The following is a 12,645-nucleotide window of genomic DNA, read 5'->3' as shown; positions in this document are numbered from 1 at the left end:
GCCTGATTTCGGATGGGTAGTGTGCGATGCGGCCGGTCTGGTGTCGAGCCGTCCATTCGACGAGCCAGGGCAAGGCGAGCTCCCTCCCGAGGGCGCGTGGGTGAGCCGCAAGGGCGAACGGTCCTATGTTTATGACCTCGTGCGCGCCGATCCTCGAGCAGCAACCGGTTCAGGGATTCGGTAGGGCTGCTCGGTTTTCAGCATTGCGTAGCGGACGTCGACCGAAACGATCGCGGTGTCATATCTCGCCATCGCTTGAACGCCCGGATGAAGTTCGCCGAATCCGTGTACCCGAGACGATTCGCGATCTGGGCTGTGGTCAGCGGTGAGTTCCGCAGCATTTCCTCGGCCAGCGCTTGGCGCAGCTCATCGACCAGTGCGCGATAGGACGCACCTTCGTCGGAGAGGCGCCGTGCCAGCGTGCGTGGACTCACGTTCAGTACATCGGCCACCTCGGCGAGTGGTGGGATCCGGCCGGGTTCGCGCGTCAGGGCATCGCGCACCGCACCGGCGAAACCGGTTCGGGCACGGCGCTTGCCGAGCAGGTCGCGACACGCGGCCTCATAACCACGCCGGACCAGGTCATTGGCCTGTGGCAGGGGAGTGTCGAGCCAGGACGAGTCGCCGACCATCTCGTTGCGATCGGCATTGAAAGACGGTTCTGTTCCGAACGTGTCGACATAGCGGCTGGTGTCCGATGGCCCAGAGTGCCGGAAGCGCACCGAGGACGCCGGCACGCCGGTATTGGTCAGGTCGCGCAGGATCGACGTGGCCGCCGCCGAAATGCGTTCCACCAGAATCGAAGCGACATCTGGTGGTAGGTCGCTGCTGTCGATGGCAATGCCGACCTCGTCGGTGTCCACATATTCGGTGACGGTGATCGTGGTGAACACCCAGGCGAGTTCGACGAACTCGGCGGTCAGCTCGATGGCGTCTCGCAACGTCCGGCTGGTGAGCAGTGCCATTCCCCACGAGCCGTGCATCCCGGCGTGATAGTTCGTCCCCACCTCGACCCAGAATCCGGGTTCGCCGCACCGCAACTTGTCGAGATTACGCATCACTTCGAATTCTTGACATGCGGTGATCTCAGCGAACGGATCATCGAGCACACCAGGGTCGATGCCCGAACCGGCGAGGCACTCGTCCGCGGACCATCCACGACGAGCGGCGAGTTGGACCATGAGCTGGACACTGACCGCACTGATCGGCAGGTGCTGATGGGACTCGAAACTCGCCACGCGGCGAACATACCCATGGGTGGCAGAAAATGACAACCACGTGGCGGCGATAGCGCTGTCGTCGACGCCCCCGCCTTCGTAACGTGGTGGGCTCGCGCATATCACGGCAGGAGCCTTCCATCACATGAGTTCCGACTACGACGTCGTTGTCATCGGCAGTGGTTTCGGTGGCAGCGTCTCGGCACTGAGGCTGACCGAGAAGGGATACCGGGTCGCGGTAATCGAGGCAGGACGCCGATTTGCCGATGAGGATTTCCCTCGGACATCGTGGGATATCCGCAAATTTCTGTGGGCGCCCAAGTTCGGGTGTAAGGGAATCCAACGTGTTCATGTGCTGCCCGATGTCGTCGTCCTGGCGGGATCCGGTGTCGGTGGTGGTTCGCTCGTCTATGCGAACACCCTCTACGAGCCCAAGTCGAGCAACTTTTACGATGACCTCCAGTGGGCGCACATCACCGACTGGCGCGCGGAGCTCGCCCCCTATTACGACCAGGCCAAGCGCATGCTCGGCGTCCGGCCGAATCCCACGCTCACACCCGCCGACGAGCTGATGCGAGAGGTCGCCGACGACATGGGGGTCGGCGAGACTTTCTCCATGGCGCCGCTCGGCGTGTTCTTCGGTCGCGGTGATGCGAAAGAACCATCGGTGACGGTCGCGGATCCGTATTTCGGCGGCGCCGGACCCGCTCGAACCGGCTGTATCGAATGCGGAGGCTGCCTCACCGGGTGCCGCTACGGCGCCAAGAACACCCTCGTCAAGAACTATCTCTACCTCGCCGAGCAGGCCGGGACCGCCGTGCACGCCGAGCGGACGGTGACCCGGGTAAAGCCCTTGGCCCAGGGCGGCTACGAAGTGACCGCCGTACAAACCGGTGCGTGGTTCCCCAGTCGCACTGCCGTCACCTTCACCGCGGATCAGGTGATCTTCGCCGCGGGCACCTGGGGCACACAACAACTGCTGCACAGACTCAAGGCCGATGGAACGCTGCCGGGCATCTCGGATCGTCTGGGCACTCTGACCCGTACCAATTCCGAAGCGCTCGTCGGTGTGACGACCAAAATGCGCAATCGCAAGAAGTACGACTTCACCCAAGGCGTGACGATCACCTCGTCCATCCACCCGGACGAGCACACCCACATCGAGCCCAATCGCTACGCCAAAGGCTCCAACGCCATGGGATTGATGGCGACGGTGATGACCGACGGAGGGGGCCGATTCCCTCGCTGGGTGACCTGGATCGGACAGGTACTGCGTCACCCCGGCCACCTCGCTTCGCTCTACCTCGGGATCCGCCACATGTCGGAACGTTCGATCATCGCGCTGGTCATGCAGACCCACGACAACTCCCTGACGCTCTACACCAAAAGGCGTTTTGGGCGGACCCGGGTGACGTCGCGACAGGGCCACGGCGAACCGAACCCGACCTGGATTCCGGTCGCCAACGAAGTGATGCGACGCGCGGCCGAAAAGATCGACGGGTTTCCGATGGGCACGGTCGGTGAGATCTTCGACGTTCCGCTCACGGCCCACTTTCTCGGCGGCTGTGTCATCGGCGAGTCTCCCGAAGCCGGCGTTATCGACCCCTACCACCGCGTGTACGGCCATCCCGGTCTGCATGTGGTGGACGGCGCGGCGGTCTCGGCGAACATCGGCGTCAATCCGTCATTGACCATCACCGCACAGGCCGAACGCGCGATGTCGTTGTGGCCCAACAAAGGCGAGACCGACAGCCGCCCGCACCTCGGCTCGCCCTACCAGCGGCTCGCCGCGGTGACCCCCACCGCCGCGACCGTGCCGACGCATTCGTCCGCCGCGCTGCGCCTGCCCATCACCGCGGTCGGCGGCAAATCCCCTTGTCACCAGGAGCAGAACTGATGTCCACGTCCCCCGATGTGAACGCCCGCGCCAAACTGCACACTGTCTACGCCGCGTTCCGCGCCGCCCCAGCACCAAGGCTGTCCGACCTTGTCGGCGATCACGAAGGACAATTCGCCGGACCGTTCTGGTTGCGCGCATGCGGACCGTTGACCGTAGCGGCGACAGGAATGCGAGGCTGGTGCGGCAAGTCGTTCACCGAACCGGACGATTCCGACGCCTACCTGCGCGGCGTAAACCTGCTACGCCGTCGCGGCACCATCGAGCCATCGATCCCGATCACCGCGCAGATCGGGCCCTCACGTGTCGACGGCGAGCCGGCGTTGATCGTCAGCTACCCCGCGACCGCACGGTTTCCCTGGAACCGCGTCACCGACGAACTCCGTCCTATCAGCTCCCGCAGTTTGCTGGGTCTGACATTCGGAATCCCGGGCGGCCCGTCCAGCGGCGCGCCGTTTGTCCTCCACCGTCGCGAATCCGCTGATTCATGACGGTTTCCGTGCAACAGTGCCAGGTGCTCTCGTGATGCTCGTCGAACCTGCCGGGAATCGGCGTCGGGCATCCACTCGGCACGCCCGGCGTCACCTCAATGTGTATCGCGGATCCGGGCAGCGTCGCAGTTCGACTGGAGCGAAAGACATGTTGGACAGGGTTATTCATTTTGAGACCGCGCCGCGATGAGCCAGCACCTGACAGACGACGAAGTCGACGCCTGGAATTCCTTGGCCAGCGTAGTGGAGTTGTTGGCACCTGAGCTCGGAACGCGGCTGCGACGAAAGTGCGGGCTCAACCACATCCAATACCGCGTTCTGGAACTGCTGTACGCCCGACCTGGACGACGCCAGCGCATGATCCTGTTAGCAGAAGCAACCGAGGCGTCGATCTCGCGAATGTCGCACGTCGTCTCCAAACTCGAGCGTGCTGGACTGGTCACCCGCGGCAACGATACCGGCAGGTACGTCGAGCTTACCGACGCCGGTCTCGACGCATTTACCGACGCGGTACCGCATTACATCAGCGTCGTGCGTCAGCTGCTCCTCGATGCCTGGTCGACACCTGAACTCACGCGCCAGTTCGCGGCTATGACCGCTGACCTCGCACGCCACCTCAAATCGCGCAACCCGAGTTGAGGACACCGAGCGGGCGCGGATCGGGCACCTTTTGTGCTTCGAGGGCTCCGATTTCCGGTGATGGCCGAGCCGTGGCGTCGGCGTTGACGGCATCGAAGTCCTGCCACTGGCCGAGACCGGCCAGCTGGTCAGACCTGGATATTTTTGAAATGAGTCGTCCTACATGGTGAACACCGAAGAAGTACGCAATGGTCCGCTGGCAGACCTCGAACGGGTCGGACCGACGCTGACGGTATCTGTTGGAGCGAAGTCGGACCCGACGGAAAATGTGCTCAGCATTGCTGAGCAACGCCTCAAACGATCGGTTCGGAACACTGCTCCATTCGGATCTCTTCCCACTCGTCCACCTAGCGACCCGGTTGAGATTGCCAACATCTGCCGCGAGCTGGTCACGGGCGTGATCGAAGGCGGGGATGCTGCGGAAGTGACGCAGCGAATTCGCAGGTCAGCTTTGGACTGGGCGCGAAAAGGCGTACCGATCGACAATGTCCTGGCCGCTGTGCACGAAGGATTCGAATCCGGCGCGAGCGTAATCATCGGCGGTTGGACGAACGGCGACAGCTCGAACCTGACGAGCGGGGTCGAGTGGATGCTCGAGGTGCTTGCGATGACCACTTCGGCTATCGCCGTAGCATATCTCGATCAAGAGGCTACAGAAGGTATCGAAAATCATTCTGCTGAAAATGCTCTGGCGTCGGCGATGCTGAGCGGGCGCGCGGACTTCAGATCGGCTCGCGAATTCGGGATCGATATCGCCGACGTATATGTAGTGCTCGCTATCGCGCTACCCATCCACCGCGAGGAAATTGGGCAAGGGGTCGAGGTGGCACGTCGGCTGAGTCTGGTTCAAGCTGAACTCGCCCGTCAATGTTGCGACACCGCAATGTCGGTACTGAATGTTGGCGGTGGAACTGTTCTTCTCCCGCAATCGGTGTACGATGATGACCGGCTCGCGAAGGTTGTCGCCGCGCTCTCCGCCGCAGCGAACGTTCCGTTGATCGCGGCCGTAGTGCGATCTGCGAGAGATGAGATTCCTCTCGCGGCTACTCAGGCCCACGAGCTGTTGGAGATGATCGAGAGGCTCGGGCTCGAGTCCGGTTTACACTTTTTCGATTCCCTGGCGCTGGAGTTTCAGATCACCCGTCCTGGTCCAGGCCGTGTGGCGTTAGCGTCATTGCTCGAGCCGCTGGCCGCGCACCCTGAGTTATGGGAAACCCTGTGTTGCTATCTCGGAAACGACCGCAATCGTAAGAAGACAGCTAGCGCACTGGGAGTTCATACGAACACGATCGATTATCGGATAAGGCGCGTTGGGCAGCTGACCGGACTCGATCTAACCCTCCACGCAGGACTATGGTATGTGCGGTCTGCGCTCATTGCCTATGCCTTTGTTTCAGAGAACGTGCAGGTTCCGCCAGGGACCGTCATTCGGTCTAAGATCCCACCCGCCGTATAGGGACTCACACGAACACCTATGCGAGATTACTGAGGGCTTGCGGATCTCGGTTCGTGTCGCGCTGTCGTGCCATGAGTTCGGGGTTGGACGACGGTGGCCACCGACGAGACGGCAGCCCAGGGGTTCGTGCGCTACACCTGCCGTGCCGAAGACATGCAGATCGAGGCTCGCCGCGTCGGGCACCTGCGCAGCGGTATCCGGGTGTTTCAGCACCTGTCCGACTATTTCGCGACCCGGCTCTCGCCCACCGAGTGGCCGCACTGCCTGATGGCCACCGTCAGCGACACGGTCTCGACCGATAGGCCCAGCTTCCTGCTCGTGTTCGGTGCCGATCACTCAGTGATGGACGCGTACTCGATGATGTTGGCCATCAGCGAGATTCAGCGCATCTATCGCAGCGTGCTCACCGGCGCAGGCGCCGAATTGCCCGATGTCGGCAGCTATATCGAGTTCGGCGCCGACGACCGCGCGATGGGCGTGACGATGACGGTGGACCATCCTGCGGTCCAGCACTGGGGTCGATATCTGCGCAGCGGGGGCGGGCGGTTTCCTGCCTTCCCGCTGCCGATCGCACCGCGAGTCACCGAGGTTGCCGGCACATTCCAGGAAAGCGCGCTGCATCAGAGCAGCCTGTCATCCTGGGTACTCACCGCCCCGCAGGCTGAACGGCTGCAGTCACGCAGCCGCGCGGCGGGCCACTCCACACAGTCGGCGGTCTTCGCCGCACTCGCGGCGACCCATCAGGTCCTGGTCGGCGCGCAACCGTTGCGCTGCGCAATGCCGGTCCACACCCGCTACGCGCCCGAACACACGCACGCCATGGGCTGGTATGTCGGGCTGCTACCCCTCGAGATCGACCACACCGAGGCAGACACCTTCAACGAGTTGCTCGCGCGCACCACTGCGGCCATCGATTCGACCAAATCCCTGGCCCGCTACCCGTTTCCACGCATCGCATCGTTGCTCGGCAGCACCGAGATGCCGCGGTTCGTCGTGTCCTACGTCGATGTCCGGTTCGTACCCGATGCCGAGCAATGGCAGCAGTGGGGTGTGCGGCCGTTGCGCAGTAGCGAACTGTCCGACGACGAGGTCTACCTGTGGATCGCGCGCTCGACCGGCGGGATCGCCGTGTCGGCCCGGTTCCCTAGCAACTAGGTCGCCACCGCGAATGTGCACCGCTTCATCAACACGTTCACGATGATGCTGTCTACGGTGACCGCCGACGGCACGCTATTCGATCGTCGCCCCGATGTCGCCCCTGCGGCCGGGTGAGGTATCGATGATCATCAACGCTCTTCGCAATTGGCGGCCCGCGGCAGGCGAGCTGGTGGAATGGCACCCGACCGAGGATGCGATAGCTGCCACTCGCGCCACCGAGCGGGTACCGCGCCGTACGAGCGTGAAATGCTGTTCACCGGCGAGGGTGAAACGGCCAACGCGTCGATGTGGTTCAACCGCGACTCCCACCATCTGTATTTGGGCTGCCAGAGCCCGGCTACACCCTTCGCTCAGCGGCAACTCGCGCGCTACCACTCCCACTTGCGCACCGTGTTCGCCGCCGTCGTCGCGGACGGGGACTATTCGATATCCACCGACCGGGAGGTGGCGCTTGCACGTCACCACAGTTGATCGCTACACACGTAGACTCGCTAGTCGAGGTCGCCTCGGCCAACCCGCGCGGCCCGCGTGACACGCCGGACTCGGTGAGTTCTACCATCAACACCGATGACTGACGGCCAAGTGGACGGGCGCACACTGCGGTATCGGCATCGCCGACCCGAATTGCTGGCCGCGGCCACGGAGTACGTGCTCGATCACGGCATCGACGACGTGTCCTTGCGGCCCGTCGCCGCCGCGCTCGGGGTATCGCACGCGACACTGCTGCGTCACTTCAACTCGAAAAACGAGCTTCTGCTGCACGTGGGGGAGAAGATCCGCAGCGATTTCGTGCGGTCATGGGCGCATGACGAGCACTTCAGCACCGCGACGTCTGCCGCCGAACTGGTGCGCATGGTGTGGACGAGGTTGTGCGAGCCCAGGGAACAACGCCAGTTCATTCTGTTGTTCCAATTGGTCGGTCGCGTGGCGCGCGTTCCTGCGGATGCGGAAGCGCTGGCGCCGTCGATCGTCGACGATTGGCTCACTCCGATCGAGGAACGCCTGTGTGCCGATGGTTGGCCCGAGGGTGAGGCGCGCAGCCTCGCCACTCTCGTCTTGGGGCAGATACGTGGATTGCAGTTGGACTTACTTCTGACCGGAGACCGCGCTCGGGTCGATACGGCGTTCGACGCGGCGATCGCGATGATGCACCGACCTCGAAGGCCCTGACGCACTGGACTCGATCTCACGTCGACGATGGCACGAATGCCGTACCAATCGGTTTGCCAAACCGATTGGTACGGCTATGATCGCGCGGTATGCGGACCGACGAATACCGGAGCTTCGACGCGCTCGGACTAGCTGAACTTGTCAAAGCCGGCGAGGTGACGTCCAGCGAACTACTCGACGTCGCCCGGCGGCAGGCCGAGACGGCGAACGGTCGCCTCAACGCGATCATCCGGTTCATGGACGCCGAGGCGGATCGTCGCGTCACCCAGGAATTGGTCGGCCCCTTCGCCGGTGTTCCGTTTCTGATCAAGGACATCGCGCAGGACTACGCCGGCTTGCCCAGCAGCAGCGGGTCTCGCTCGTTGGCGCGGATCCCAGCCCTCGAGCACTCGACGGTGGTGCAGAGATGGATCGATGCGGGCCTGGTCATCTTCGGAAAAACCAACACTCCCGAATTCGGCGCCAAAGGCGTCAGCGAGCCCGAACTGTTCGGTCCCACCCGCAACCCGTGGAATCTCCATCGAACGCCTGGCGGCTCGTCCGGGGGTTCGGCCGCGGCGGTGGCCGCCGGAATCGTTCCAGTGGCCGGAGCCAACGATGGTGGCGGTTCCATTCGGATCCCGGCGGCCTGTTGCGGACTCGTCGGCCTCAAGCCGGGGCGAGGGCTGCTTCCGTCAGGGCCCGATGTCGGCGAGGCCATGCACGGGGCCGCGGTCCAGGGAGTCGTGTCCCGGTCGGTGCGTGACACGGCCGCGATGCTCGACGTTCTCAAAGGCGGAGAACTCAGCGGCCCGTATCTTCCCGCCGTCCCGGCCGAGACGTTCCTCTCGCAGGTCGGTGCCGACCCGGGGCGACTGCGAATCGGAGTCTGTGTCTCCTCGGCCATCAATTCCTCGCCACATTCCGAGGCTCTAGCGGCGGTCGACGTTACGATCCAGGTGCTCACCGACTTACATCACAGAGTCGAGATCCTGGACAATCCACCGGTCGACGATCGAGGGCTGGCCCAGGATTTTTTGTTGACCTGGTTCACCTACCTGGCGTGGGAAGTCGCCGATGCCAAGCGCCGATCTGGTTGCGGCGAAGAAGGTTTCGAATTCGACACCCGCCTGATGGCTGCGCTGGGGCGGGCCTACAGCAGTGTCGAATACGTCGATGCCGTCATGCGTCGCCATGATCACGCGCGGCAGCTGTCGAGCTACTTCGACAGCTATGACCTGCTGCTGACACCGACACTGGCAGACCTTCCACCCCGAATCGGCTCACTCGACACACAGCGGTCGCTGCGTCTGGCCGGGGAGCTGCTTTTGAAGACGGGGACTGCGGGCTTCCTGCGACACTCCGCGCTGACCGATCGGCTCATTCATAACAACCTGAGTTGGACTCCATACACACAGTTGGCCAACGTGACGGGACGACCAGCCCTGTCGCTGCCACTGCACTGGACCCCCGACAACATTCCGATGGGTGTGCAATTCACCGCGCAACTGGGAGGTGAAGCGATGCTGCTGCGATTGGCAGCGCAACTCGAAGAGGCTATGCCGTGGATCAACCGACGCCCGATAATGTAGCCGGTGACCACATTCGACATCCTGCACGCGCGGGTAAGCGCGCTGGGCCATGTCTCCTGATCGAGTTTCCGTTTCTCCTTCGACTCACAGAGGCAAGTACGGGTGTTGGAGACGGGGGAGCCCGTGCCCCGGCCGCCGAACCCGGTGCGGGTATCTGGCCGTAGCAGGAACGCCGGCGAGACACCTACGCCGACACTGGCGACGCCAGGCTCAGTCGCCCCGCGTCGAACCAGCGGCCCGCCGAAATTGTTGTACAGACCGGGCATGCAGATGCTGTGGGTCCCTAGGCCAGTATCAAGGCAGTGCGTACTCGGTCGGCTGGAGCCGCTTCGCTACTTCGTCAGTCCGAGCAGTGCGGCGGTGAGCCCGTAGTCGGGGCCGAAGTCCTGGACGTTGCCGGTGGTGCGGCAACCATCGGGACGCATCTGGATCCGCTCACAGAACACGCTGACGATCTCGCCCGACAGAGCCGTACCGACCAGCGCCTGATTGCGCATGAAACCCTTTTCCTTGTCCATCGCACCGTCGATGTTCTGCATGAGCAGCGGCACGACGTCGACGATCTCGACCATCGCGCCCGAGTTGGCGCGCAACTGGTTGGTGACGGTGGTCAGACCGGTCAGCGAGGCGGCCAGTTCGTCCTGATGCCCGGCGAAGGTCGTCGAGGTGTTGGACAGGAACGCGTTGAGCTGATCGAGGGTGGCCTGCAGGCCAGGAGCTTGTTCGGCGAGCAGCCCCGACATGGCGGTCACCCGGTCGCTGAAGTCGCGCACCGACTGATCGTTGTCGGCCAGCATCGTCGTGAGCTCGTTGAGCTTGATGATGATGTTGGCGATGGCGTCCTTGTTGTCGACACCGACCTTCAACGCACCCGAGAGCGCGTCGAGGGTTTCCCTGATCTTCTGGCCGTTGCCGTTGAGCACCGGGTAGAGCACCCGGCCCGACAGCGGGCCGAGACCCTCCTGGCCGGGTTCGGGCTTCAGCGCGGCGGCGAACTGGTCGATGGTCTTGATCATCGTGTCCAGCTCGACCGGCGTCCTGGTGCGCGCCTTGGGCAGGTGATCGCCGGACTTCAGCGCCTCACCGCCGGTGAACGGCGGGCTCACCTCGATGTGGCGGTCGGTGACGATCGAGGGCGAGATGATCGCCGCGATCGCGTCTTTCGGGATCTTGACGCCGGCGTCGACGGTCATGTGGACCTCGACGTAGGTGCCCTTGGGCACGATCTTGTCGACCTTGCCCACCGCGAGGCCGAGGACCATGACCTCGTTGCCCTCGTACATGCCCGCGATGTTCTCGAAGTCGGCGGTGATCTCGGTCGAGCGGCCGAGCCCGTCATGGGCGGTAAGCGGGGAACAGCTCAGCGTCATTGTCGCGGCGGCGGCCGCCGCGACAATGCGGAATGGTCTGTTCACGGTGTTGCGCACAAGCCCCACGGTGTGTTCCTTCCGGGCGTTGAAGACACGCACACCTCGACAGCCGCGTCCTCGAATACCAAACTGATGAAATAGTCACAGATGACTATTTCATCAGTCAAGAAGCCGGGGGAATCCTCACAACCGCGAGGGCTTTGGCTTGTGATGTCGGCGAATCCCCACAGGACTGGGACGATTTCGCTGCGGGGAACGCGAGCTAGCGCTGACGCGCCGCTGCCTCGACCACGGCAGTGAAGGCATCGGCCGCCAAGGTGACCGTGCTGTTCAGATCCAGGTCGGAGTCATCGAAATACTCGTCGGCGAGGCGGTCGAGGAAACCTACCCATCCGATGACGGCCGCTCGGGTCAGGGTGGTCATCGGTGTAGGCAGTCCGGCGAGTTGGGCGACCTGTAGCACGCCGTGAGCGCGTGCTTCCCGGACCGCGCGCTCGATCTCGGGGTCTGCGAGCGCGCCCTCGCGCATGACTTTCACATAGGCCGTGCGATAGCGGTCCAGAAACTCGATGTGTCGTCGCACGAAGCCTTCTATTCGCGCCCGGGCTGTCGTTTCCTCTGGTCGCGGACTTTGGAACGTAGCGAGCTTGCCGAGGATGTCCGCGAGCGCGGCGGCGACTAGGCCCTGCTTGTCGGTGAAGTAGTAGAACAACAGCCCGTGGGCCACGCCTGCGCGTTTGGAGATCGACGCGGCGCTGATGTCGGCGTCATCACCCGCTTCGCCGAAGACTTCGATCGCCGCGTCGATGAGCGCCTGCCGACGATCGCGCCGCGGACGAGCACTCGCCCGGCGCGAAGGCTTCGCTCCGGATTCCTCGTTCGTCGGCATGGGAGATGAGAATAGCCGACTCGTGGAATCGCCTCGGTCGACCTTTTGACTACAAGTCAAAATATTGACTGAGAGTCAAACTGCGTTTAGCCTCGACGCACAGCCGCCCGACGAGACGAGGTACGAGCGTGACCGACGAGGCGAATGACGGTGCGTCACATAAGATCTCCCGGGTCGCGCCGGACCGCATCGCGCACTGGGTGGTGAAATCCGCGCGGCGGGACGAGCTGGTTGCCTGGTACGGCCTCGTGTTCGGCGCCGAGATCATGTATCAGGACGAGCAGATCTCATTTCTGACATGGGACGAGGAATCGCACCGCTTGGCGATCGTCGCCGTGCCCGCGCCGGTGAAGTTCCTGTTCCCGCTCGCGAGGTTCCGGCGCAAGGTCTACGGCGTCGACCACATCGCGTTCACGTTCGTCTCGCTCGAACGGCTGCTCGAGAACTACATCCGATTGAAGAGGGTCGGCGTCACACCGGTGTGGAGCATCAACCACGGGCCGACCATCTCCCTGTACTACGAGGATCCGGACGGGACGCGGCTCGAGTTCCAAGTCGAGAACTTCAGCCCCGAGGAAACGTCGGCGTACTTCCGCACCGCCGACTTCGCGGACAACCCCATCGGAGTCGACGTCGATCCCGAGTACCTGCTGAGTCAGCTGCGCAGGGGTGTGTCACATGCGCAGCTGCGCCCTCGGGAAGCCGGTGTGCGGCCCGGGCGGCCGATCGTCGCCAACCGCAAGACCATCAACCTCCGCACCCTCTGATCCGATTCAGGAAGAGAAAC

At 63.4% G+C, this 12,645-nt stretch carries 12 protein-coding genes; 9 read left to right on the top strand and 3 right to left on the bottom strand.

Features of this window, described 5'->3' with window-relative positions; genetic code table 11:
• Positions 1-197: 197 nt before the first annotated feature.
• Positions 198-1,238 carry an AraC family transcriptional regulator gene (locus ACFULV_RS07710; protein WP_378654275.1) on the bottom strand — a complete coding sequence of 347 codons (1,041 nt, stop codon included), beginning with the start codon at positions 1,236-1,238 and terminating at the stop codon, positions 198-200.
• Between the two features lie 124 nt (positions 1,239-1,362).
• Between ACFULV_RS07710 and ACFULV_RS07705 the strand changes: the two genes are divergently transcribed.
• The 8 genes from ACFULV_RS07705 (at position 1,363) to ACFULV_RS07670 (ending at position 9,599) form a co-directional block, all read left to right on the top strand.
• Positions 1,363-3,114: a GMC oxidoreductase gene (locus ACFULV_RS07705; RefSeq protein ID WP_378654273.1), complete on the top strand. Its 1,752-nt coding sequence runs from the start codon at positions 1,363-1,365 to the stop codon at positions 3,112-3,114.
• On the top strand, positions 3,114-3,605 hold the full coding sequence (locus tag ACFULV_RS07700; protein ID WP_378654270.1) for a hypothetical protein: 492 nt from the start codon (positions 3,114-3,116) through the stop codon (positions 3,603-3,605). Before ACFULV_RS07705 ends, ACFULV_RS07700 begins: the two co-directional genes overlap by 1 nt.
• A gap of 186 nt (positions 3,606-3,791) precedes the next feature.
• On the top strand, positions 3,792-4,244 hold the full coding sequence (locus ACFULV_RS07695; RefSeq protein WP_378654268.1) for a MarR family winged helix-turn-helix transcriptional regulator: 453 nt from the start codon (positions 3,792-3,794) through the stop codon (positions 4,242-4,244).
• Positions 4,245-4,407: 163 nt separating this feature from the next.
• Positions 4,408-5,700 (top strand): PucR family transcriptional regulator, encoded by a 1,293-nt coding sequence (locus ACFULV_RS07690; protein WP_378654265.1) that lies wholly within the window; start codon positions 4,408-4,410, stop codon positions 5,698-5,700.
• Positions 5,701-5,793: 93 nt separating this feature from the next.
• The gene (locus ACFULV_RS07685) at positions 5,794-6,855 is read left to right on the top strand and encodes a condensation domain-containing protein (RefSeq protein WP_378654263.1); all 1,062 of its coding nucleotides are present in this window, start codon (positions 5,794-5,796) and stop codon (positions 6,853-6,855) included.
• Positions 6,856-7,104: 249 nt separating this feature from the next.
• Positions 7,105-7,329: a hypothetical protein gene (locus tag ACFULV_RS07680; RefSeq protein ID WP_378654261.1), complete on the top strand. Its 225-nt coding sequence runs from the start codon at positions 7,105-7,107 to the stop codon at positions 7,327-7,329.
• 96 nt (positions 7,330-7,425) lie between these two features.
• Positions 7,426-8,028, top strand: a complete 603-nt coding sequence (locus ACFULV_RS07675) for a TetR/AcrR family transcriptional regulator (RefSeq protein ID WP_378654259.1) — start codon at positions 7,426-7,428, stop codon at positions 8,026-8,028.
• Between the two features lie 89 nt (positions 8,029-8,117).
• Positions 8,118-9,599: an amidase gene (locus ACFULV_RS07670; RefSeq protein WP_378654256.1), complete on the top strand. Its 1,482-nt coding sequence runs from the start codon at positions 8,118-8,120 to the stop codon at positions 9,597-9,599.
• A 332-nt stretch (positions 9,600-9,931) separates the two neighbouring features.
• Here ACFULV_RS07670 and ACFULV_RS07665 read toward each other — a convergent pair whose 3' ends face one another.
• Positions 9,932-11,014 (bottom strand): MCE family protein, encoded by a 1,083-nt coding sequence (locus tag ACFULV_RS07665; protein ID WP_378654254.1) that lies wholly within the window; start codon positions 11,012-11,014, stop codon positions 9,932-9,934.
• 217 nt (positions 11,015-11,231) lie between these two features.
• Positions 11,232-11,858, bottom strand: coding sequence for a TetR/AcrR family transcriptional regulator (locus tag ACFULV_RS07660; RefSeq protein WP_378654251.1), 627 nt, complete (start codon positions 11,856-11,858; stop codon positions 11,232-11,234).
• A 128-nt stretch (positions 11,859-11,986) separates the two neighbouring features.
• Between ACFULV_RS07660 and ACFULV_RS07655 the strand changes: the two genes are divergently transcribed.
• Complete coding sequence (locus ACFULV_RS07655) at positions 11,987-12,625, top strand: VOC family protein (protein WP_378654248.1); 639 nt, start codon at positions 11,987-11,989, stop codon at positions 12,623-12,625.
• Positions 12,626-12,645: the final 20 nt, after the last annotated feature.

This window comes from Nocardia sp. NPDC057272 (assembly GCF_042668615.1).
Lineage (GTDB): Bacteria > Actinomycetota > Actinomycetes > Mycobacteriales > Mycobacteriaceae > Nocardia.
This window is presented reverse-complemented; position numbering and strand designations above follow the sequence as displayed.

Coding starts and splice junctions, on each gene's coding strand:
- ACFULV_RS07690 (WP_378654265.1), top strand. CDS start 4,408: ATGGTGAACACCGAAGAAGTACGCAATGGTCCGCTGGCAGACCTCGAA.
- ACFULV_RS07700 (WP_378654270.1), top strand. CDS start 3,114: ATGTCCACGTCCCCCGATGTGAACGCCCGCGCCAAACTGCACACTGTC.
- ACFULV_RS07705 (WP_378654273.1), top strand. CDS start 1,363: ATGAGTTCCGACTACGACGTCGTTGTCATCGGCAGTGGTTTCGGTGGC.
- ACFULV_RS07675 (WP_378654259.1), top strand. CDS start 7,426: ATGACTGACGGCCAAGTGGACGGGCGCACACTGCGGTATCGGCATCGC.
- ACFULV_RS07670 (WP_378654256.1), top strand. CDS start 8,118: ATGCGGACCGACGAATACCGGAGCTTCGACGCGCTCGGACTAGCTGAA.
- ACFULV_RS07695 (WP_378654268.1), top strand. CDS start 3,792: ATGAGCCAGCACCTGACAGACGACGAAGTCGACGCCTGGAATTCCTTG.
- ACFULV_RS07680 (WP_378654261.1), top strand. CDS start 7,105: ATGCTGTTCACCGGCGAGGGTGAAACGGCCAACGCGTCGATGTGGTTC.
- ACFULV_RS07660 (WP_378654251.1), bottom strand. CDS start 11,858: ATGCCGACGAACGAGGAATCCGGAGCGAAGCCTTCGCGCCGGGCGAGT.